Raw genomic sequence first — 23761 nt, forward strand, 5'->3', positions numbered from 1 at the left:
GCTGAGTTAGGGAAAGCTAACTTCCCCTAACTTGTTGAAAATAAATGCTATTGAGCAAAGGTGATGCTTGTCGGTAGTGTTCAAAAATCAGTACAATTGCTTGTTTAGGTATCGGTACGTGTAACGTTACAAATCCCAGGGCGCTTATTTTTCACCATCGTAGTACTTTTTAAGGCCTTTCCAGCACGCCAAATAATTTCGTTGACGAATATCACTGTTTAAAGCGAACTCCGTTGGCGCAATGGCATAGCGAGATTCAAACATAAACGCCAGCGTGTTTTCATAACGCTGCGGTGAAAGCTCGGCGTTCGAGGCTTTTTCAAATACTTCAGCTTCTGGGCCATGGGGAGTCATACAGTTGTGAAGGCTCATGCCGCCGGGCACAAAACCGTGTTCTTTGGCGTCGTACATCCCCTCAATTAGCCCCATAAACTCGCTCATAATATTTCTGTGGTAATACGGTGGGCGAAAAGTATTTTCAGCAACCATCCACCTTGGAGGGAAAATAACGAAGTCAACGTTCGCCGTACCTTCCAGCTCAGATGGTGAGGTAAGCACGGTAAATATCGACGGGTCCGGGTGGTCAAAACTTACGGTGTTCATAACGTTGAAACGGGACAAATCATATTTATAAGGGGCAGAGTTACCTACCCAAGCCACCACATCAAAGGGAGAGTGATCGAGTTTTGCTTCGAACAAATTTCCACAGAACTTGTTTACCAAAGTGTGAGGCGTCTCATTATCTTCAAACCAGGCCGTGGGATAGCAAAAATCACGCTGGTTCGCATAGCCATTCGCGCCTACCGGGCCGCGCTCTGGCAGCACAAAAGGATGACCGTAGTTTTCGCATATATATCCGCGAATTGGCCCATTAATAGGGTTAACCGAAAATCGAACGCCACGAGGAATAACGGCTATTTCACCTACAGACAGGTTGAGCCTACCAAACTCGGTGGTGATCAGCATGTCACCTAGCTGGGGCACAATAAGCATTTCCCCGTCTGATGAGTAGAAAACACGATTTTGCATATTAGCACTGGCACTGTAGCAGTGAATACCCATACCTACTTGGGCTTTAGCGTCACCGTTAGTGGCAATGGTTACAAGCGAGTCTACAAAATCAACGTCTTTTTCTGGTAAGGGTACAGGGTCCCACCTAAGTACATTCGGAGGGCAATGGACATCAGACTCAGGTGCTGTTCTAACCAGGTCGTTATCAATTTTTTCAAAGTCGCCCATAGCAATAGAAGGGCGTAAACGATATATCCAGCTGCGGCGGTTTTCTGCTCGTGGGGCAGTAAATGCTGTACTGCTAAACTGTTCAGCGTAAAGCTTATAATTCACTTTTTGTGGGCTGAACTGGCCTTTAGGAAGGGCACCCGGCAGTGCCTCTGTCTCGTGCTCGTTATTAAAACCCGCTAAATATGACAAATTATCCATAAACCCTCTCATAGGCGGCCATCGATGTGGCTGTACAGATGAATGCAAAATAAAGTAGTTACAAATGAAACTATGTAATTTAGGCTAGAGGTAAATGAAATGTAAATCAATGGCCGTGGGCGAGTAGAGGGAATGGAGCCAACGTCATTTGGTACGCTAGCTTTACACCTTTTATTTGAGGGCTATTACAAGGTTACACGTATTGCGTGTTTTTAATGCACGATGTTAGCTGTGAAAGTTACGTGGGTTAATGTTGAACGCGCCTGAACGCTCGACCAATGGTAGCGACACTCTGGGTATAAGTAACGCCTAAGGTAAATGAAAAACAACCATGGCTTTTAAGGCGGTCACAGAAGTAAAAATAGCAAGAGTAATACAGTGATAAGGGCTTAAAACATGCAGCTAGAAGATATGCTTGCCTACAAGGTAGCCATGCTTGCGAGCGATTTAAGTGAATCGCTCTCAAAAGAATATGCAGAGTATAAACTTACTAAACCAGAGTGGCGAATCTTAGCTACATTAGGCGGTCGAAATGAAAGCTCGCCAAAATCACTGCTAACGGCAAAAGAAATCGCTATTGCAACACGACTAGATAAAGTGCAGGTTTCGCGAGCGCTGGAGCGATTGGTTAAGCGAGATGCTATCGTTAAGCGTGTGAGCAAGCGAGATAAACGGGCCACATTAATTTCATTGTCAGTGGAAGGAGAACGAATCTATCGGGCGCTGTTGCCTAAAATTGTGGCTTGGCAAAATAAGCGTTTGGAAAATATCACTGAAGATGAGTATCGAATATTTGTAAAAGTGATAGATGCACTAACGCCTTAAGATTCGGGTGAAGTCGTTGAAAAGTCTGGTCTGAGCAGATGTGAGGGCATTGCTATAAAGGTTACTTTCGCGCCTTTAACTGTTAAATTCCCCCGAAACTAATTAAATGGGGAAGTTATTGGATTTATTAGTCATGTTGCTTCCCCTTAAATATTTATCAAGCGCTTTATACAGCGCTTCTATTTGGCGCACAGTGAGGACATTGAGTGGCACCCTTAGAAATATACGCAGGTAAAAAAGCACGTGAATCCATAATGAAAAACGGGTTTACGCCTGAGTTATTTAGCTATTTTCTGGGGGCATCTGGCGGCCCGAAATGGTTTTCTCTTGCTGGTTTAGACCGCGTACTGTTCCCTGAGTGGTTTGCCAACGTTAAGCATCAAATTCACGTGATTGGCTCTTCAGCAGGTGCGTTTCGTACCATTTGCGCTGTTCAAAATGATCCCCTAGCAGCCATAAATCGTCTAGCCTCTTCTTATTCAACAACGACCTATAGCAGTGATAAGCCTACGCCTAGAGAAATTACGGCTAAAGCTGAAGACCTGCTGAAAGAAATGGTGGATGAAGCAGGTAGGCAAGAAGTGCTGTCTAACTCCCGCTTTAAAGCGCACCTGATCGTTGCTAAATGTTTAGGTGCTACTCGTTTTGAAAGTAAGTTTAGGCAACTTTCGGGCTTGGCGATGAGTGCAGCGGTCAATACAGTGAACCGACGACACCTTTCTCGTTTATATAAGCGCTACGTGTTCTCAACGCCGGGTACGGAGTTTGCGATAAACGACCCGTATCAACTGCCTACTCAGTACCATGCATTAACGCATGGAAATATTCATACCGCGCTACTAGCGTCTGGTTCTATTCCTGTGGTTATTGAGGGCGTACAGCAAATTGAAGGTGCGCCAGCCGGAATGTATCGAGATGGCGGTATTATTGACTACCACTTCGATTTGTCCTTTGGGCCAGACGATGGCTTAGTGTTATATCCGCATTTTTACGACAAGCCCATTCCAGGCTGGTTCGATAAGGGCTTGAAGGGCAGGGTGCCTCATCGGTCAAGCTACGATAACGTTGTAATGCTAGTGCCTTCGGCATCGTTTGTTGCTAATTTGCCTTATAGCAAAATCCCCGATAGGAGAGATTTTGAAGTACTTGATGCAAAAACGCGCATCAAGTATTGGCAAACAGTATTGAAAGAAACCGACAGGTTGGGTGAATATTTTATGCGTGCTGTTAACGACGGATCCTTAGTAGACGCTATCAAGCCGCTTCCATTTAAAATGATTTAAGTTAACCGCAATTGTTGAAGAAAATGGCTAATTGCTGTCAAATTAGTCACTTGAATCGGCATTTGATAAGTTTTCCTTGCAGGCAACGCTCGTGCTAAGTATTATACGCGCCGTTGCTTGGCATTCGCCCACCTATCAGGTGCAACAAAATTCTATATGCGTCTATAGCTCAGTTGGTTAGAGCGCTACCTTGACATGGTAGAGGTCCCCTGTTCGAATCAGGGTAGACGCACCATTTTATTATATTAAAAACAATATATTAGCAAGATTTAGCACTTTATAAAAAAAACTGCGTACCAAATCCGCGCCATTTCCGCACCAATATCCAGTAGCAGTTTTTATCTATAAAAAGTTAATTTTTGACTAGAATCTCATGTTGACTGCTGGAACCCGTGTCCACTTCAAATTGTCTTCGATGTAGACCTTAGTAGAACGGCTGTCAGTGTGTGCCGCTCTTGCTTGTGGATCTACTCCAATTTCATTCAGCTGCCGCATAGAAAGACCCCTAATACCGTGGAATCCGGGTTTCTTCTCAGAAGCAACATTGCGCATCTTTACAACCTCAAAATCAGCTTCCGAGTAATTAGAACGTTTGCCTTTTTTCGGAATGTGCAAAGTAAGATCGAGCGAGTCTCTAACTTTTGAGAAGGTTTTACTTATTTTACCACGGCTACATTGAGTTGGATGATCACACTCTTGACTCTGTTTACTATTTCTCCTCGGTAAGTCATGAACGATATACGGACTTACAACATTGTCTGCCCTAGAAGACTTAATCAATTCATTTAGAGATTCAGTGATAGGAATCTCAACTCTGGATGCTTCCTTTTCTTCGACTTTCAGTCGATGTATACGCATGTATCCGTAAATCTTTAACCCTGAGGAATCGTCTAATTCTGGTTTGGATAAAAAGCTGCAATCATCATATCGTGCATTATGAATCTCTTGAACAGAGTGCGTAGTGTTGTATGCCAATTCCATAGCTACCTTTAAGAAATGGGGCGCAGCTTCGTAAATTGCAATAAAATGCTCCATTTGCAAGGGCTGCTCATCTTTGGCAGCTACTTTAAGCTTAGCTTTATATTTAGCAAAAAGGCCATTGATGAGAGACATGTCTTTCAGCCACTTTTCGATGCGGTTTAGAAAGCTTATTTTCGAATTGTAAACACCGTTGCTCTTACCTTCTTCAACTACGTACTTTTGTAGGTATGCATTTACATGCTCACTTGAGTATTTCTTTGATGGGATGTCGCCAAGTAGAGTTACAAACCTGTCGCAATCCGCAATAAAAGTTTTGAACTTCGAAGGACCGAGTTCTTTGTTTGTGGTTACACGGTCAATTACCATCGGAATAGCATTTTTTAATAGAATATTAAACGGGTCATTTCTTTCCTGTTTAATTAATCTTAGCTTTTCTGGACTTCGATCTTCTTGGCTTAGAAGTCTGCCCAATTCGATGGCCTCAAGTTCTGTAAAGCTAGAATCAAAGTATTCTGAGGAACCATCAAGAAATTTGTAATAATAGCGGCGCTTACCCCTCAGAACTTTCTGGTATAACCCAACAGGCCAGTTGGTTCTTGAACTCATTCTTTTCCGTGGCATCACGCCGCCCTCCATGCTTTTCTCTCAAGTATATCTTGAAATTTTTTGTCAACTTTAGACTTGGCTTCATTCTCAATAACAATCATGTAGCGACCATAAGGGGATACTTCTATCTTTGATACACCCTTTCGGCCAACCAATTTATTAGCTTTTATCCAGTTAATAACTGTCTTGGAGCAGACTAGTCCGTGTTCAACTTTTTCTGCATACATTCTTGGAGTATACACTTTCATTGATTTACCTCCGAAGAAGTCAGTGAACTTCGTCCATAGGTAAAGAGTAGGATGAATAGGGGAACGGTACTTTCACGGGAAACCGTATTGTAAGTTATATATTTCATAATCAAATTTAATCTCTCAAATATTAAAACATTTTCAAAACACCTCATCCGTTGTTGTTGTTAAGTTGATGCTAACGATGTTCATTATAAGCACTAGCTGCAACATATTAATTTTATCTTTTTTGTGCGTATTTAATTGTTCAAAATCATGTGCTTAGGTCTTATGATAGTGCTATTGATAAAAAAATCTAATTTTTTCGCACTTTTTTTTTAGCTCTTTATATTTTTGAAGGGAAAACTATCTATTTGTTTGAAATAGTTAACATTTTTAGCGATATTCTAAGCGGGATAACCAGACTAAGGGTATTATCGAAGTAGGAGCATCAAAACCGACTCCGCATCTTACAGATGCAAACCTAGCGGTTTATCGGCTTTCGCAAGCGAAAGAAATGGCTCCGCTCAACTTCGAATAAAAGGTGTCATATGAAAAAATCCCAGTTTATACATATTGAAGAATATAGCTTGACTAGAAAGGGGGATAAACCCGATGCGATTGGTGTGCTTAAAGAGGCTAGGAGAGAACAATCCCACTCAAAACACATCAAGAGTAAAAAGAAGATAATGACCATTGAGGGTAAGACTCTGCATAGAGCGGAAGTTGAGCTCTTGAATGCTTCTAATAAAAAATTTAACGGAAAAGCCCTTCGTAAAGACGCCAGAGTGTTACTTGCTGGGGTTGTGTCATTTCCAATAGCATTTACAGATTCTGCATTTGATGCAAACGAAGTAAAGAAATGGATAAATGATACTAGGCAATTCCTAAGAGATGAGTTCGGAGAATACTTGCAATCGATAGTGTTACATGGTGACGAGACGTACCCCCATCTGCACTTCTACTGTTATGATCTATCGTCAATGTCAGTGAAAAATTTTCACCCGGGTAACCTTGCAGAGGCTGGTTTAACTTCAAATAGCAAAAAGGCTAGAGTTTCTGCGTTTAAAACAGGTCTGAGATCTTTCCAAGACTCATATTTCAATAAGGTTTCGAAGAAATATGAGTTGGCTAGAAAAAATGACATCGCTACCGTGCGCTTAAATAAAGCCGCAAAGAAAAAATTTGACGAAATGAGTAGCCGTGTTGATGAGCTCAACTTAAAGTTAGTAGAAGCGCAACACGAGCTTGCCAGAGCGCATAAAACTGTTGCCGATAACAATTTAGAAATGAAAGCGTTTAGGTCACAGTTAAGTATGAAGTCTATGGAAATAGACAAACTTAAAGCTACCCTTGAAAGGGTGTGGGACATAGCCTTTGCAAAGGCAAAAGCGGTATTGCAGAAGAAGGCGAAGGTTAAAGCTATTGTTGACGATGAGCATTTTGGACACTTTGGTCTTAACGACTATGAACCATAATGGATTAGTAACCGAAATGTTGCTTTATACACTTTTACTGGTATCATGACGCAGATGATAGCTGTAATTATATGGATATTGAAGTGAGTTGCTCAGGAATGACACACAAGCCTAAGGATCTCGAAGTTCCGCCCTCCAATGCAAAACCGTTAGATTTGAAACTCTTTAGGTTTGCTACTAAGCCTAATCCAGACGGTGATGATTTTTTGCCAAGTTGTATAGATCCTACTCAGAAACATATGTGGGGTACACGGCATTTGCTTCCCGCTTTTCACGGAACATCATTTTTTAATTCTAAAAAAGCAGCTGAAGATTTAAAAGCTAGGCTACCGAATAAATTTAAAGATTCCACACTTACTGCTGGTAGTATCAATAACACGCATGGTGTTGGCCACGAGGGTTCTTCTGGGCATGTTACAATTTGGTTTAATTTTGATGTGTTTCCTGCCGGATTTAAACCAGTATGACTAAAAAAGCTAATTTACTATTTTTAGAGTCACGGATTTTCGGGAAAATTTATTATCATAATGTTTATAGCTTTTATGGTGAGCCGGTTATATTTACTGCAACAAATAGTTATGACCAAAAATTCTTTTGCTATAACTTAGGCGACGAAGACAAAAATGAATTGTGGACTATTACCCCTATTTCTGAAAAACGAGTTAATCAATTAGAACAGAAAGATATTTCTATTCTAAAGGCGATTAGTGCAACTCAGAAAGATAGCGTATTATTAATCAAAGCTCCATATGACGGAAGCGATATATCAGAAGAGTGGAAAACATTTTCTAGATTAGATTATCTTTTTCCAAAAGATGATGTTTTCATAACTGAAAACATAAATCTTGATGGTAAAAGATCTCATTCACACAAAATAAGGGTTTCCAAGAGCAATTCAGGTAAGCTTACTACTGCAAAGCTAAGTAGTGTAACAAGTGCTTTCACAGATTTTTTGAAGAGCTTATTGAAAGGTTCCGATGCACCGAATGATTTCTACCCTCAGGATGCCGTTGAGGGCTCGTTTGTATATCGAGTCAAAGTTGAAAATGTAGATTCATTACGAAACGACGGTTATAGCCTCTTTGCCAAATTTGGGAATAGAGACTCATTATTAAAATTGATTGATAATACCAGACTCGATCTTCGAACCTTCCGAAAACTACTAGACGTACAAATCTCAGAGAATTTGGACATTGAACTTATTGATGAAGATACGACTGATAAGGTATTGATTTTAACCACATCAAATGCATACAGTTTATTATCTGAAATAGACTCTAGATTATCGTCTTATCTCGATAGTACAATGGTCCCACAGGCCGATGACTTATTTGAAATTCAACATTTCGTAGCAATTTTGTTGCAACATGGCAGTGTTAACGAGAACTTGTTTAAGAAAGAGAAAAGGCAAGTACTTTACTATAGAGATGCCTGCATGTTACTTGGATTGATACATGACTACGGTAAACTAACACCGAATGGTCTGAAGGTAGCTAGATCCGAAGACCCAAATAGCTTTATCCCTATTATTAGAGAGCAATTTGAAAACACTGAATGTGCATATATTTGGTCTTTAAAGCAAGAAGTTGATTCTATTATTGAAATAGACGAGTCTTCGGCAGCTGACTTTTTAATTCACAATTGCCGTGGGTTAAGTGAATCAACCGCGAAACGCAGAGCGCAAACACTGGTTTCTTGGGTTAAGCAATTTAAGAAATTTTCATAATTTGAAAGACTAAGGTATTAAGTCTTCGTAGTTTTTCATTCTTTCTGACGCTACTTGGCAAGCTTCAAGACATATATCGTTACCAACAAATTTACGGTTCATTGATAAGCTAGCGATACCGACAAAGCCGGAGCCACAAAAAGGATCTACAACTAAATCATCTTCATCAGTGCTCTGAGATATAAGAGTTTTGGCAAGATTAACTGGCTTCTCAGTCGGATAACCCCTCCAAACTCTTTTTTCGGTTAATATATCTGGTATTGATAGATCCTTAAGCTTTCGTTTCCCTTTTTCAAAAAATAAGATAAATTCGTACCTTGCTCTGTAATGATATCCCATTCCAATAGACACCTTGTCCCATACTAAAGGCTTCCAAAATTTAAATCCGGCTTCTTCAGCAATAGGCTTGGCAAAAAAAGCGGTTTCTTGATCACAGAAAAGATAAAAATGAGATCCTTTCTTTAGTACCCTAAATATCTCTATAAAAAGCTCCTCAAATCTTGAGTTTGGAAAGATCTCGAACCACTTGTTACTCGAAGCTTTACTATTCTTAAGTCTCGTAGTAGTTCCAACCTTTCTATGTTTTTCTAGAGATTCATAAGCTGGGTCGGTAATTATTAGGTTTACAGAGTTATCATCAAGCGTCTTGAGAAATTCTACTGCATCTAAGTTTTTGATTTTAAATTGCATTTTATTTTTCCATGTTATTTTATACAGTAGTTTACTTGTATTGTAAGTAAAATAAAACAAGAGCTTTAAAATTAGCCAATATCTGTAATATAAACTTGCTTCCTGCTATTAATGCTGAGTGTCACGCTCACTAGCGATGGAAAATCAGAATTTATTTCCTTTAGTTTTTGATAAGCCTCATCAGTAATAGAGAACTCTGATTGTTCGTAACCGAATGCAGAGCCATTTTCACCAACTCCGTTCGCAGCACGACCGATGAAGATGCGAGTAAAGTCATAATCCTTGCCCGTTTTTTTCGAGACACCTTTGCATTTTGAGCCACCGAAAACCATTAATTTTTCTTTCATAACATTGCCTTTTCTGTATTGAAGTAAGTTCAATGTATCACGAAAAGTATCTGATTTTACTAGATAAAATAATTTTATTGCCTAGACTTTGAAAGTCTATGAGTATTTAAACATTATGCTCTGATGATGACCAAAACCACTATGGTAACCTTTAGCTCTCAAGTTAGTGCCGGAGTACCCATGAATCGTTATACACTTTATCTATATCTCAAAGGGAGGGACCCGAGTTCCGTTAGAACATTGACTGATATTCTTATGAAGAAGCTAGCGGACTTGTGTCGGTTTGCGATAGATCGAAAAATGAACAAGCCTGATTTTCAGGAATATATTTGTTCGCAAATACCTTTTGTGTCCAATGCATTTGAGTACAAAAACTTCTTGATGCGATTATACGATCCAGCTTATATACGACGACAAGTCAAAAGAGAGGCTGGGAAGGTAATGCAGCATATAGCAATAAAGCAGTACGCTACTTCTATTAGGAATAGGCGTAGAAGGGCATCCTCAGTTTATAGACGTCAACGTTTAATGCTTGAAAAAGGCATGTGCTATACCCCCTCTATTACAAAGTCAAATGGTGAACTATTTTTAAATTTATCTCAATTATCGGTTTTTACAAAAAGGGTTAATAGTCAATTAAATAGCGAAAATGGCTTGGACATTATTTCATCTAACGAAAAAGGTTTTGAGGCAATAGATTCTGTAATGCTTCCTTGGCTTAAATCTGAAATGGGGAGATTGCAACAAAAGTTTTTTTATGCGTCTCCAGAAATGCGACGTGAACGTATGTTTGAACTTCAGGATATGCAAGAGTTTAGACAGTTTCGCTCAATACAGGCTCATAACGGGAACGAATTCAAACTAGCTTCTCTGGAAAAAGCTTTTGAAAATAGGTTTGCGGAACTGTACATGCAGACAAAAGCGATGGAATTGATGGCTAGGCGACGAAATATGAATTGGCTTTTTATAACTCTAACTTGTCCACCCTTTATGCATCCCAACCCTAAATATGGTCGAAATTCATATGATGGGACTACTACCAAACAGGCAGTGGAATACTTGAACAGAAAATGGAGCTCTGTAACGAGACGCTTAAGTGACAATGACATTTTCTTATCTAAAAACCATGCGTTCGGTTTGAAAGTAATTGAGCCGCATCAAGATGGCTGTCCACATGCACATATTTTACTATTTGTGCGAAGTAAAGATATAAAGAAGATCATGGAACTTACACTCAAAGCATTTGACCATCAGGAGTATATTTCTGGCTCGAAAGTAGATTCAGAAAGTGCCAAATCTAGAGTAAACAAGTTGTTCGATGGGTTGCAAGGTAATGAGCGTGAATGTGCTTTAGCTGGCTCGAAAATAAAGATTGGTAATAATTCAATGGCCTCAACTAAAGATAGTTCTTCAGGAGCTACTTCTTACCTTAGTAAATATATTATGAAAAATATTGGCTTATGTGACAGAAGCATAGCAATGCTTGACGGTGATGAGCGAAAGGTACTTTCGGTCGAAGCTTGGAGAAGTTGTCATAAAATTCGAGCCTTTTCTGTAATTGGTTTGAAGGGGATGGTTGGTTGTTGGCGCTTTCTTCGTAAGGTTAGTATAAAAAATATTTTGAACTATAGTGGTGCTTTACTTAAAGCTGTTTTGCTAGCAAAGGGCTTGATTTTTGACCTTAAAAAAGGCAAACGCGCACCTTCATTTAGAGAGTTAAACTTGAAACCTAGCAAAAGGTTTTATGAATTTATTGAATTGTTGAAGGAAGTAGAATTAGAAAAGATCATGCAATACACTCAGAATAAATATGATGAGTTAGTTCCGAAATTAGTTAAGATCAGGATAAATGGTCATAATGCGAGGCTACCAAGGCTATTTTTGAAGGCAAATTTTATTCATTTTTCAGACAATGATCGGCGACTTATGATAAGTGAACCAAGAAGAGCATATATACATAACGATTTGCATTATGTTGCGGTATCGGCAATGAAATTCCTTCTCTTCAAATTTAAAGGTACGTAAATTTAAAAATTAGGCTTTAAAATAAAATTTATTCATTCGAAAATAGTTTTTCTAGTGCTCTCACGCCGTACTTTTTTTGTAAACGAATTTTAAATTGAGGTTCTATAAAAAAAGCAAAAGAAAGTTGACCTTTCAATGTATTTTTAGTCTCTCCATCAATTTTTCCTTCAATGTACCTGTGAAGCGAAGCTGATAGTAGTCTTCTCTTTTCTCTTCCGACAGATAATGCCCCTTCATTAGTAATCGTAATGCCAGTTACATGCCTATTATGTGCCTTTGAAGAAAAAACGGTTTTCTCTTCGTTAACTTTTAGTTCAGGATAGTTTTCATTTTTAAGTATATTTTTTACGATAGAAGGGATTTTAAATAAAGAGTCTTTTATGTTTGTTGAAAACGTAATGTCGTCAGCATACCTTGTATAACAAATTTTCATTTTTTTGCATTCCGATGACAGGATCTGGTCGAAATGATGCATAATAAAGTTTGATATTAGAGGTGAGCTAGGCGCCCCTATACTTAATTTCAAACTACTATTACTTCTTAATTTAAAGAAAAGTATGCTAGCAAGAAAATTTTTATCTTCATCGCTAACTATAATATTTTTCCTTTCAAGCTCTCTGAAAAGTAATGAAGGTGTAATGCTTGGGAAAAAATCTTTAAAATCCATTTTCAGTAAATACTGATTTTTTCTATGAATATTAGCATTATCTCTTATGCTTATGCTTTTCTTGTATGCTAAAGCAGATTCATGTATCGGCAATACATCTTGCAGCAGCCTAAGTGTTAGACGTTGAATAAATTTTAACTGCTTAGATGGATGAGCAATTGTTCTTCTGCCATTGCCAGACCGTTTGGGGATTGTATATATTTTATACCGGTGTGGCGCAGTATGAGCAAAAGAAATTAACTCACTCTCCTCTATACAAAGGCTTTCAGAGATAAAATTAACTATTTTAACCACAGTCTGTCCCCTTTAGTTTTAAGTTAATTTGTTTCTTCGCTGCCTTTCTTTTTCTAGCCTGTTCTGAGTTTTCCATTATGTAAGACTGGTTTATACTCATTTGCATAGATTGTGAGTCAGAAATTTTATTATTCCTATCTTTTCCGAAACTTACATATTTTAAATCTTTTATTAGTGGGTAGTAGTACGTGTAGCTGCTATAAAAAAGATTGCTCAATAGTTGCATTTTCGTAAGTAGATATATGTGTCTTTTTATATCCTTTTCAGATATATCTAGATCTAAAGCTGCGAGACTAATCTCAATTTCACTAATTGTTATAGGATATGATAGCCTCACTATTTCGAGTATTAGTAATGCGACATGAGCTGAGTTTTCTTTGCTAAAATTGCTGGTCTTTGGAGATCTTCTTAGCTTGTCTTCAACATTTCCTAGAAGATCTACCAAATAATCATCGTCATAATTTATATCTTTATCACTAGGCCAAGGGTATACAAGTACGGAACTGTTATCCTGTCTTTTTATATGCTCAAGTGGACCAAGGTAAATGAATGAATCCTCTGATTCAATCTGGTCTTGAGCAGCTATTACCAACAACTTTTTATAAAAATTAGGTCTGCTGCAAAACATTCCCAATTCGACTAATGAGCCCGGGCTTTCTAGAAAAATCATAACTAAACTTGCTATATTAGCAATCTCATCTTCAAATATCAGAAGGTCGTTATAGTTGTTTTCTTTGAAGTAATCTTTAAAATTCTCAGCCAGTACAATAGCATCATGAATTTTAGGTGCGGTATTGGCGGATGATTGGAGAAATCTGTCTCGGAAGCTTGGGGGAATTATACAAGTTGGATCTACCTTTCCACCACATACAAAAATATGAGGTTTTGCAAAGTTAACTTTAAAACGTTCGAAGATCAGTTTTCCAAACTGCTCAATTAAAACGTTATCAAAATCAACTTCCACTAATATCCCTTTAAAAAAGTGCGGGATTATCCCCGCACTTGCACTCTTTACTAGAGGAAGCGAAAGATGTATTTCTTCCGCTCGCGAGGCACGAGGGATCGGAAGAAATACATCTTTCGCAACCCTAAATGTGCTCAATAAATTTGTGTCCGGCGAAACGCCAGACAAGGCTATAACCGCAAGCCTGTACGCTAAAGAGTAAATAAAGTCTATCTCAATTTATCAAGTACGACAATATCTGGCAGCTGTTTAAAACTGCTACCTCATACTTAGAAACTTATATAAAGAGCATTCCTTCTGGTGCCTTTGATGCGTACCAATATACAGTAATAGAATTATTGTAAGTCTTTGATTTCCCTAGTTTCCATCTTTTCTTTAATTTCCTATCTTTTTTATGCGAAAAAGGTTTATAAACCATTGATAATCGCGCTTAAATTCATCCTTCTACCATTACCTTGACATGGTAGAGGTCCCCTGTTCGAATCAGGGTAGACGCACCATCTTACGATTTAATTTCATCTTTTATTTACCCAAGTTCTGCGCAACACGCACTGGTACCCTTTTCTTTATTTAGCGATATTCACGAGCAATTTAACTTTTTAATGTCGGGTGGTCTGTGTGATTTGGACTACACTAAAAGAATGGTGGCCATTTTTATATCTTTGCTATCTAACAATTTAGCACTCGCGGGAGTACGATGAGCTTACAGAAATACCAAGAGCCCCCGTTATTTGAACAGCATGGTTCGGCTGAAAGGCGGTTCCTTCAGCTTATTAGTGCCTTGCCAAAGGTATCGGTGCAAGGTTATGACAAGCACCGAAAAGTTATCTACTGGAATAAATCAAGTGAAGACATGTATGGCTTTCGTGAGTGCGAAGCACTAGGTCAAAAACTTGAAGATCTCATCATTCCTTCGTTCATGAAAAGTGAAGTGATAAAGCTACATCAGCGATGGATAGATTACGGTGAGGCAATTCCTTCAGACGAACTCGTGCTTGAGAAGAAAAGTGGCGAGCCTATCCATGTTTTCTCATCTCACGTCATGCTGAAAGAAGGCACAGATTCACCCGAAATGTATTGTGTGGATATTGACCTGAGTGAGCAGCACAATATCAGGCAAGAACTTGAGCGAATGGCATCCACAGATTTGTTAACCGAGTTGCCTAATCGACGCCTGTTAGAGCAGTTTTTGACGTCGTCCATCGAAGATGCATCGCGCAATGAGTCTGGCTTCGCTTTGTTTTTCATTGACTTAGATATGTTCAAAGAAGTTAATGACACGCTTGGGCATACCTGGGGTGATGAATTACTGCGCTCTGTTTCTAAGCGGCTGTCAGATTGTCTAAGCGAACAAGGCTTACTGGCTCGGTTTGGTGGAGACGAATTTGTTTTTGTCGCCACACAAGTGACTTCTGAAAATGAAAGTGCTGACATTGCAAAGAAACTTACTGAGTGTTTTAAGCAGAGCTTCGCGCTTAGCACTGAAAACGTGCATATCACTTCAAGTATCGGTATTAGTATGTACCCTAAAGACGGAAGTGAGATTGATGATCTTCTGAAAAATGCAGACGTCGCAATGTATCAGGCGAAAGCTGAAGGCCGAAACCGTTTTCATTTTTTCACCCACGCTTTAAGTCAGAAAGTTCGACAACAGCGAAGTATCGCAGCCTATCTCCATGAGTCTTTGGTTGACGACGAGTTTGAACTCTTGTATCAACCTCAAATCGATTTGCTCACTGGAAAAGTGGCATCGTGTGAAGCGCTGTTAAGGTGGCGTCCTAAAGATGAGGAAAGGGCTGTTCCACCCAATATCTTCATCCCCATCGCTGAGCGCAGTGAGTTAATTGTTCACATCGGAAATTGGGTGTTAGAAAAGGCGTGCAAACAGGCACAGCTATGGAAAGAGCAAGGCATTGATATTCGCGTTGATATCAATGTTTCAGGAAAAGAGTTAGAGCAGAATGCTTACTTCGAACGCTTAAGGGAGTGTCGAGAGCGGCACGGTTTACTGCCTAAAGATATTGGGTTAGAGCTTACTGAGAATGTACTCATTAAGTCTGACAATACGATTTTAGAGAATTTGAGAGCGCAACGCGACCAAGGCGTTGAAATATCGATTGATGACTTTGGTACGGGTTATTCTTCGCTTAGTTATTTAAAACAGTTTCCCGTTAGCCACTTAAAAATAGATCGTTCATTTTTAAGAGGTGCACCGGAAAATGCCTACGATAGCGCGCTAATGGAGGCTATCGTGAATGTTGGTCACAAACTCGATTTAAACATTGTTGTTGAAGGCGTGGAAACTCAAAATCAATCGAACTACTGTAAGTCTCTTAACGTTGAATATGTGCAAGGCTTTCTGTATTCAAAACCCGTTAGCTCTGACGCCATTATAAAGCTGCTTAACGAACAGTAAATGCGGTTAAGAGGAGGTGTATATGAAAGAGATTTTCACAACACCGCCTTAAACGTTTCATTGAATCGACGCACAATTAAGTCGTATAAAGCGCGAGGTCTCTCATAAAGCGTCAATACTTATTCTGACGTTCAGTGCCTCAGACCAGCGAGCTTACACTTAGTACATTGTCCAAAGTGTGGGTTTAGAAAAGTAATAGCCTTGTTGGTGTTCAACGTCTAGTTTGCTCAGTGCAACAGACTCAGCCTCGTTTTCTACCATTTCCGCAATAACATGGATATTAAGGCCTTTCGCAATATTGATAAGGCTAGAGACAAATAACTGATTATCTTTATTGGTATGAATTCCCTGGGTTAGCCGTCCCGAAAGCTTAACGAATTGAGGCTGAATTGCCCTTAAACCCGCAAGCGAGGCAAAGTTATCGCCAAAGTGTTCTATGGTAATTCTACAGCCAAGCTGTATGAGTTGACGGCAAAAGTTTTCGGCTACTTCTCGATGATGAATAAGCGCTGCATCTTCGACTTCAAAAATAAGTCTTGGGCATAGCGTTTCCCGGGTTCGAAGCTCTTCAATTAACCATTGTCTAAACTCGCCGTTGGCAATTGAGGCGTTACTAATATTTATAGCAACCTGATGAGACGTTACCGTTAGTTTTTTAAACACGATGCCTGCTACCAACTTATCGACTTGAGGAATAAGGTCCAATCGCTCTGATGCGGGGATAAGTTGCGCCATGGGTATAACATCATTGGTGTCTTTGTCTTTAAATCGAGCAAACGTTTCGTAATATGCTGGTGCGTTTCGCTCTACATTCATCACGGGTTGAATGAGAATATCGGCATATTGCTGCGACACGATGTAATTGAGGCGCTCACGCCATTTTGTATTGCTATGAACCTGAGACACTTCTGAAGAAAACTGCCATCCTTTTTGCGTTTTCATTGCCGCCATCAACGCACTGTCAGCACTTTCCATTACCTGCTGTAACGACATTTGGCTAGAAAAACGTGTTACGCCCATCCACGTTGCTTTGCTTCCATCTCGAAGTGGCGTGGCGTTTGCAAACTGCTTCGACATATTTTCTAACATCAAATCCCGTTCGTCCCGCCCCATAATTTCACTTATCAAGGCGAAATCTCCGCCTGATAACCGAAATACAAAGCCACTTTTGCAACTGTGCTTCGCCTCATGCACAAGAAAGTCCGCGATAGATTTTACATAATTGTCACCAGCCAACATGCCCAACTTTGTATTAATAGTGGTAAGTTGAGCGAGCCTGATGAGAATCAGCTCTTTTTCCTGGAAATTAGACGTGTCAGACAACAGCGCGCGAGTGTGTCGCTCGAATGCACTGCGGTTCGACAACTTCGTCAATGTATCTTTATTGGCTTCTGTTTTGAATCGCTCAGATTGCTGAGCAATGTCATTAAATTTTGATGCTAACGACGTGGTTAGAGTGTTCACTGTGCTGGTAAGTTGGCGGTAATCTGTTGTAAACGCATTTACCTGCGAGGGGGTGAAGTCGTGGCTATTTATCTCATTAAGCTTCTTAATGGTGTTGGCAATGGGGCGCCTAGCAAATTTGGTTACCGTGACGATATATAGCGCGAGGGCGAAAAATAGCCCACAAAAGATAACAGCATTTTTGATGAGAATAGCGGTGATTTCAGTGTAAATATAAGACGTGTCTGACGTAACTAACAAATAACCATCATTGTTCGAAAAAGGAATTTTCTTGTTAACGGCAGGTGCGGAGTCCAGCTGTAAGTACCAATTAGGAACAATAGTGTTAGGCGAGCGCTCGTACTTCGCAAACACATTTCCTTCGACATCAATGACTTTGGCTGCAGATAAAAACGGCTGCAATACCATTTGACGAAGCAAGGCATCAATCACTGATTGCTTCGACTGAGAAGACAAGGCAGAGGTTTGTAAGACGGTTGTTTCGTAACGCAGCCGTGCTTCTTCAGCTTCTTGCTCGATTGACACTGAAGTGCGAGATTTTATTTCGCTTAGCTCAATACTCGACAACACCGTAAATGCTAAAAGCATAAGGGCAAAAACGCCCAAATTAATTTGACTAGACAGCTTCATTGCTAGCAGTTAGCTCCTTTAACTGAGAAATTTATTATTCGCCTCAACCAATTCGAGTGCTATCACTTTGATTGAGGCTTTTGTTATACCCGCCAATAGTGCCTAAGCGGCGAATAATAAATGTACTGCAAAACATAGAGTTAAGCGAGCAATTAAAGCCCAGAATAATGAAGCAAGCGCTGTTTATTAGCTACTCACCTTTCGTCTAACCACCAGGTTTTGTTCGGAGCTTCGCCTGCACCCTTAACCGGAACAACTTCGCCAAAGATAGGAATACTGGTGGGAACACCCTTAGCACCAGCAAGGTCTGTGATTTTTATTAAAGGCTCATTCCAATTATGTAGTGCTAAATCAAAGGTACTGTTGTGCACGGGCATCATGACACTAGCTTGAATATCAATATGGGCTTGCAAGCTCTCTTTAGGCAGCATGTGAATGTCAGACCATAGCTCGTTGTACGCACCGGTTTCAATCATCGATAAATCAAACGGACCGTACTTTTCACCAATGGCTTTAAATCCGTCAAAATAGCCCGAGTCACCGCTGTAAAAGATATTGGTATTTGCAGACTTGATAACCCAACTTGCCCAAAGAGTTTCATCTCTATCAAATAAACCTCGCCCTGAGAAATGCTGAGACGGTGTGGCCACTATTTCAATGTCGCTCACTTCTGTACTTTGCCACCAATTTAGCTCAACAACTTTATTTGCATCCACACCCCAGTCACGTAAATGATTGCCTACTTTTAGCGGTGTAATAAACACGTCGACTTTGTTTTTTAGTATTTCAATACTGCCCTTATCTAAATGGTCGTAATGATCGTGACTTATGATAACGGCATCTAATTTAGGCAAATCTTCCAGTGAAATTGGCGCTTGGTGGAAACGTTTAGGTCCCATCCATTGGACGGGAGAAGCACGCTCACTAAAGACCGGATCGATCAAGATATAACGTTTGGCAAGTTTCAATAGGGTAGTAGAGTGGCCCAGCTTTATCACGCTGTCTTCTGCAACTGCGTCAAGCATTTGTGGTGTAAGTGCCAACACGGGTATGTCAAACGTTGGCGTTGCAGCATCTCTATTGTCACGAAAATACGCTTTGGTGACTTTCCACATGTCTCGCCACGTCGTTTTATATTCAATATGAGTATTAGTGAATTTTTCAGGTTGCGGCGCGCTTGCAGCAAGGATATTTGAAGAACCACAGAAAGATGTCATAAATAAAACTCCAACAAGAAAGCGTGTGCGATTAAAAACGGGCATGCTCTCACCTTAAATAAAAAAAAGTATACTGCACAGTGTAGTTTACCCATAATAAACTAATTTTGTTAAAAGTAAACTGGTGGGTGTAGTTTTTGTTGAGAAGGATAGATTGCAGCTAAGCGATAGTATGCAGCCAGCATGAGTAGACTCTCCTCATGCTGGCTGTTAACAATATTAGGTCCGAACCGTTTTTGCGCTACCTACACGAACTAGCGCACAACTAATCGAATTTGTTGTGCGTACTTTTTATTCTGACTTTATACCGTGGAACGTACAGTGCAGCACCGGCAATATGAGTAGTGTAAGTACGGTGGCAACGGTCAGACCAAATACAATAACAACTGCCATTGACGCGAAGAACGCGTCAGAAAACAGCGGAATCATACCCAGTATAGTGGTGATGGCTGCCATTGAAACGGGACGTACACGAGATACTGACGCGGCTACTACGGCATCGAATGCGCCACTGTTACCCTTTGCCTGTACGTTTATTTCTTCCATTAATACGATCCCGTTTTTAAGCACCATACCAATAAGGCTTAAGCTGCCGAGCAGCGCCATGAATGTAAAGGGGGCACCAACTAACACCAAGCCGCCAATAATGCCGATAGTGGTGAGCGGAATTACGCCCCATATCGCTAACGCCTGACGAAGCTTGCCAAACAGCAAAACGGTGATAATGAACATACCTAATATACCAATAGGCATACTTGCAAATAGGGCGCTTTGCGCGTCTGTTGATGTCTCATATTCGCCGCCCCATTCAATGTGGTAGCCATCTGGCAGTTGAAGCTCTTCTACAAGAGGACGAACTTTAGCTTGCACGCTCGCAGCTGTCTCACCGGATAAAGGCATGGGCTCTGCATAAACCGCTAGCATCCGCACCCGGTTGCGGCGTTTGATGATAGGGTTATCAAGCGATACATCCACATTGCTGATAACATCAGCCATGCTTATATATTTACCTTGTTCTTGGCTCCATACGTTGAGCGAGGCGAGGTTATCTATGTCATAGCGCTGGTTTGGATCGTTGCGCATGACAATAGGTATTAAATCGCTGCCTTCGCGGTAAAGGCCCACAGTCTCACCTTCATTGTTGAGTAAAAATGCGGTGTGAACGGCATCTCGCGTTACGCCGATACGCCTGGCTTGTTCTTCCAGAAACACAGGTTCAACAAATGGGACTTTGTTGCTCCACGACAAGCGAACGCTGTCCATGGTTTTCTCTGCTTGAAATATGGCTTCAATGTCGCTGCTAATCTCACGCAAAACTTCAGGCTCTGGTCCGTAAATTCTCGCTTCAATTGCCGCTTTTGCAGAAGGGCCTACTTGCAGTGCTTTTACCTTGTATTGCACATTAGGGAAGTCTTCTCGCACCAGCTCGATAATTTCTCGCATACGAGCATCACGAGACTCAACCGTATCAGTTTCAACGATAAGCTGACCATAACTGGCGTATCTGTCTTCTGGCGCATAGGTGAGGGTAAGGCGCTGTGCTCCACCGCCAATAACGCTTGTTACGTTGGCGATATTCTCCATGCCTAACACGTTGTTTTCTAAGCGACGAATAGACTGCTCGGTGGTTAAGATGTCGCTACCTTCAGGCAACCATAAATCGACGAAAAACAGCGGTGTGGATGAATCTGGGAAAAATGCATTTTTTACGAATTTACCTGAAGCCATGCTGCCTACTAATGCAACAAGTACCAGTACAATTGTCACGTAACGATGATTGATAGCAGCAGTAAGCACACGCTTGTATACCGTAAAAATAATGCCCTTATATGGGTCGTCATCTTCGTCATTAGCTCCGCGCTCTTTTTCAGTTTTAAACAGTAAGTCGAAAAAGAAGGGGGTAATGGTAAGTGCGGTGATCCAACTTAAGAAAAGCGAAAAGCACAGTACCCAGAAGAGGGAGCCGACGAATTCACCTGTGGCATCTGGCGATAGACCAATTGGCGCAAAAGCGGTGATGGCAATCACAGTCGCGCCAAGCAGCGGTAACCCATTTTGCGATACCACGTCTTTTGCCGCCTGAAGTTTGGTTTGCCCTTTTCTCACACCAATCAACATGCCTTCGGTTACCACGATGGCGTTGTCGACCAACATGCCAAGAGCAATAATAAGCGCACCCAAGGAGATTTTTTGCAACTCAATGCCTTTTACCGACATCAATATAAAAGTGCCAAGAATGGTAAGCACAAGAATGAGCCCCATCAGAACGCCACTGCGCCAGCCCATGAAAAGTAGCAGCACGAAAATAACGATGGCCACGGCTTCAACAAGGTTAATAAGAAAGCCAGTTACAGAATCGTCGACCACTGTAGGCTGGTTGTAAACGGTATCCAGCGTCATACCCAGGGGCATACGCTGCTCTAGCTCGGCAATTTTGCTATCAAGTCGTTTACCTACATCAACTACATTTACCGCCGACGCGAACGATACACCAATTGACAGAGCCGGCGTGCCAGAACTGTGATAAAGGATTGAAGGGGTATCGTTAAGCTTGCGCTCAATAGTCGCAATATCTGTTAAGCGAATAAGGCCGCTTGCCGGTGAGCCAATCACCACCTGACCTAACGCTTCTAGGTTATCAAATTCGCCAGTGGGCTGTATGGACAGGCGCTTGCCCTGAACCTTGATCGACCCCGCGTTGCCCACTACATTTTGCGCGGTTAAAAGGCCAGCAATGGATTCTGCAGAAACATTAAGGGTTTTCATTTTATCGTGATCTAACGACACAATAATCTGTTCATTAACGGTACCGGCAATAGATACCTTTTTTACACCGTCAACAAGCTGGATCTCTCGCTGCATTAAATCTGCAAAGTCTTCCATTTGCTTAAGGGAGTAGTCTTCGCTTTTAAGGGTAAGCAGCAGGCCAAAAACGTCACCAAAGTCATCATTTACAATCGAGGTGCTGGTGCCAGGTGGCAGTGATGCTTGTGCATCGCCCACTTTACGGCGCAAGTTGTCCCAGTATTGCTCTAGGTCCTTGGCCTGAACACTACTTTTAAGCTCAACAGTAATTTGCGATAGCCCAACCATGTTTACTGAGCTAATTCGTTTCACATTGGGTATACGCTGAATCGCCTTTTCAAGCTGCAGCGTAACTTCTTCCTCAACTTGCTCAGGCGTTGCCCCTGGGTATTGAGTAATAACCAGAGCATTTCTAATGGTGAATTCGGGAAACTCTAGCTGACCTAAGCCAAGAAAAGTCACAATGCCGCCAACACCCAAGATGATGGCGACCATCCAGCTAATTACTTTTTGACGAAAAAAATACTCGACCATGGCTTATAGGCCCCCTTCTTTCGTCCACTCCGTAACAGCTTGGCCTTCTTTTACAAGATGAGCTCCAGCAGCAACGATTTTATCATCGTCGTTTAGCGGGCCTTCAACTAACAGACCGTTGGAAATACCGCGCGTAATCATCACTTCTACTGCTTCTACGGTGCCCTTCGTCGCGTCGTTATCACTGGGTTTAAAACGCCATACAATCGCTTTGTCTGGATTTGCATTGTCGGTAACCACCGCACCAAAAGGCACTAGCCAAAGTTTTGCGTTAGACTCAATGAGTTTCGACATATCAAGTAATACGGTGGCGCTCATGCCCGCTAGAACATTGATGTCGTCTGGTTCTGGCAGAGTAATTGTTACCTCATAGCTAAGCTCGCCTTGTCGCGTGGTGCTTTCGTGATCCTTATACATGGCCGCGTAACGCTTGTCTGGCATACCTGAAAAGCTCACCCATGCCATTTCAGATGTACGATTTTCACGGGCTCGTGAGCGATCAATCATACGCATTTTTTGCTCTGGCAATTGAAACGTAACGTCGATTGCACCCGGCATATGAAGCTCGGCAATGGTTTGCTGCGGTACAATGACTTGGTAATTTTCAACAGGAACAGACGCAATAAGCCCCGCAAACGGTGCGCGAAGCTCCGTATAGCTTAGCTGATCCTGTGCGTTGGTCAGACTGGCTTTAGCGGCTAAAAAATTGGCTTTCGCTTCATCAAAAGTTGAGCGGCTTACCGCGCCTTTTTCAACGGAAGCCTCCATACGTTCAAACATAGCCGATGACACGTCAAACTGAGACTGGGCGGTGGCTAACTGTGCTTTCGCGTCTCTATCATCAAGTCTAGCGATAAGCTGGTTCTCTTTAACTTCCTCGCCCGCTTTTACTTTGAGTTCTTGGAGTTTGCCGCCAATGCGAAACGAAAGGTTTGAATACTCAGCCGCTTCCACTTGCCCCGGGAATTTGGCGATGGTTTCGTCTGAGTGCTGCACTTTATAAAGCGTTACCGGTGTTGATGAGACTGCCTTGGGTGGCGTAGGGGCTTCTTCACACGCACTTAATCCAGCGAGTGCAGTAAATACCATCACAGTGCGCAGGGCTAAGCTGTGAAAGAGACTTTTTTCAGACAACATGGTAA

At 41.2% G+C, this 23761-nt stretch carries 18 protein-coding genes and 1 tRNA gene; 8 read left to right on the plus strand and 11 right to left on the minus strand.

Annotated features, from left to right (window positions below):
* Positions 1–144 precede the first annotated feature (144 nt).
* Positions 145–1440, minus strand: a complete 1296-nt coding sequence (gene hmgA, locus ACFI6L_RS10665) for a homogentisate 1,2-dioxygenase (RefSeq protein WP_348670775.1) — start codon at positions 1438–1440, stop codon at positions 145–147.
* Between the two features lie 396 nt (positions 1441–1836).
* On the opposite strand from hmgA, the gene ACFI6L_RS10670 reads away from it, so the two are divergent.
* From ACFI6L_RS10670 to ACFI6L_RS10680, 3 genes are all read left to right on the plus strand, one after another.
* Positions 1837–2265 (plus strand): MarR family winged helix-turn-helix transcriptional regulator, encoded by a 429-nt coding sequence (locus ACFI6L_RS10670; RefSeq protein WP_014976177.1) that lies wholly within the window; start codon positions 1837–1839, stop codon positions 2263–2265.
* 206 nt (positions 2266–2471) lie between these two features.
* Positions 2472–3548, plus strand: coding sequence for a patatin-like phospholipase family protein (locus ACFI6L_RS10675; RefSeq protein WP_462573949.1), 1077 nt, complete (start codon positions 2472–2474; stop codon positions 3546–3548).
* Between the two features lie 158 nt (positions 3549–3706).
* A tRNA-Val gene (locus ACFI6L_RS10680) sits at positions 3707–3783 on the plus strand.
* Between the two features lie 128 nt (positions 3784–3911).
* Here ACFI6L_RS10680 and ACFI6L_RS10685 read toward each other — a convergent pair.
* Positions 3912–5135 carry a site-specific integrase gene (locus tag ACFI6L_RS10685; RefSeq protein WP_462573951.1) on the minus strand — a complete coding sequence of 408 codons (1224 nt, stop codon included), beginning with the start codon at positions 5133–5135 and terminating at the stop codon, positions 3912–3914.
* Between the two features lie 14 nt (positions 5136–5149).
* Positions 5150–5383, minus strand: a complete 234-nt coding sequence (locus tag ACFI6L_RS10690) for a hypothetical protein (protein ID WP_462573952.1) — start codon at positions 5381–5383, stop codon at positions 5150–5152.
* Positions 5384–5913: 530 nt separating this feature from the next.
* Here ACFI6L_RS10690 and ACFI6L_RS10695 point away from each other — a divergent pair.
* The 3 genes from ACFI6L_RS10695 (at position 5914) to ACFI6L_RS10705 (ending at position 8566) form a co-directional block, all read left to right on the plus strand.
* The gene (locus tag ACFI6L_RS10695; RefSeq protein ID WP_458726644.1) at positions 5914–6840 is read left to right on the plus strand and encodes a plasmid recombination protein; all 927 of its coding nucleotides are present in this window, start codon (positions 5914–5916) and stop codon (positions 6838–6840) included.
* 71 nt (positions 6841–6911) lie between these two features.
* Entirely contained in the window at positions 6912–7307 is a 396-nt protein-coding gene (locus tag ACFI6L_RS10700) for a hypothetical protein (RefSeq protein ID WP_458726645.1), read from the plus strand.
* A complete protein-coding gene (locus ACFI6L_RS10705) occupies positions 7304–8566 on the plus strand; it encodes a DUF6575 domain-containing protein (protein ID WP_462573953.1) in 1263 nt (420 codons plus the stop codon). Before ACFI6L_RS10700 ends, ACFI6L_RS10705 begins: the two co-directional genes overlap by 4 nt.
* A gap of 9 nt (positions 8567–8575) precedes the next feature.
* On the opposite strand, the gene ACFI6L_RS10710 is transcribed toward ACFI6L_RS10705, so the two are convergent.
* Together ACFI6L_RS10710 and ACFI6L_RS10715 are read right to left on the minus strand one after the other, a co-directional pair.
* The gene (locus ACFI6L_RS10710; protein WP_462573954.1) at positions 8576–9256 is read right to left on the minus strand and encodes a DNA-methyltransferase; all 681 of its coding nucleotides are present in this window, start codon (positions 9254–9256) and stop codon (positions 8576–8578) included.
* Between the two features lie 71 nt (positions 9257–9327).
* Complete coding sequence (locus tag ACFI6L_RS10715; protein ID WP_462573955.1) at positions 9328–9603, minus strand: hypothetical protein; 276 nt, start codon at positions 9601–9603, stop codon at positions 9328–9330.
* Positions 9604–9903: 300 nt separating this feature from the next.
* Between ACFI6L_RS10715 and ACFI6L_RS10720 the strand changes: the two genes are divergently transcribed.
* Positions 9904–11628 carry a replication endonuclease gene (locus ACFI6L_RS10720; RefSeq protein WP_462573956.1) on the plus strand — a complete coding sequence of 575 codons (1725 nt, stop codon included), beginning with the start codon at positions 9904–9906 and terminating at the stop codon, positions 11626–11628.
* Between the two features lie 28 nt (positions 11629–11656).
* Here the strand turns inward: ACFI6L_RS10720 and ACFI6L_RS10725 are convergent, their stop codons facing one another.
* Both ACFI6L_RS10725 and ACFI6L_RS10730 read right to left on the minus strand, forming a co-directional pair.
* Entirely contained in the window at positions 11657–12589 is a 933-nt protein-coding gene (locus tag ACFI6L_RS10725; protein ID WP_462573957.1) for a retron St85 family RNA-directed DNA polymerase, read from the minus strand.
* The gene (locus ACFI6L_RS10730; protein WP_462573958.1) at positions 12582–13553 is read right to left on the minus strand and encodes a retron St85 family effector protein; all 972 of its coding nucleotides are present in this window, start codon (positions 13551–13553) and stop codon (positions 12582–12584) included. The genes ACFI6L_RS10725 and ACFI6L_RS10730 overlap by 8 nt, the downstream gene beginning before the upstream one ends.
* 697 nt (positions 13554–14250) lie before the next feature.
* On the opposite strand from ACFI6L_RS10730, the gene ACFI6L_RS10735 reads away from it, so the two are divergent.
* Entirely contained in the window at positions 14251–15969 is a 1719-nt protein-coding gene (locus ACFI6L_RS10735) for a sensor domain-containing protein (RefSeq protein ID WP_462573959.1), read from the plus strand.
* A gap of 159 nt (positions 15970–16128) precedes the next feature.
* On the opposite strand, the gene ACFI6L_RS10740 is transcribed toward ACFI6L_RS10735, so the two are convergent.
* The 4 genes from ACFI6L_RS10740 to ACFI6L_RS10755 all read right to left on the minus strand — a co-directional run bounded on the left by ACFI6L_RS10740 (position 16129) and on the right by ACFI6L_RS10755 (position 23756).
* On the minus strand, positions 16129–18063 hold the full coding sequence (locus ACFI6L_RS10740) for an EAL domain-containing protein (RefSeq protein ID WP_462573960.1): 1935 nt from the start codon (positions 18061–18063) through the stop codon (positions 16129–16131).
* A gap of 194 nt (positions 18064–18257) precedes the next feature.
* Positions 18258–19325: an MBL fold metallo-hydrolase gene (locus ACFI6L_RS10745; RefSeq protein ID WP_462573962.1), complete on the minus strand. Its 1068-nt coding sequence runs from the start codon at positions 19323–19325 to the stop codon at positions 18258–18260.
* Positions 19326–19571: 246 nt separating this feature from the next.
* Positions 19572–22619, minus strand: a complete 3048-nt coding sequence (locus ACFI6L_RS10750) for an efflux RND transporter permease subunit (protein WP_462573963.1) — start codon at positions 22617–22619, stop codon at positions 19572–19574.
* Between the two features lie 3 nt (positions 22620–22622).
* The gene (locus ACFI6L_RS10755; protein ID WP_462573964.1) at positions 22623–23756 is read right to left on the minus strand and encodes an efflux RND transporter periplasmic adaptor subunit; all 1134 of its coding nucleotides are present in this window, start codon (positions 23754–23756) and stop codon (positions 22623–22625) included.
* Positions 23757–23761: the final 5 nt, after the last annotated feature.

The sequence above is a fragment of the Alteromonas sp. G4i35 genome, assembly GCF_054960375.1.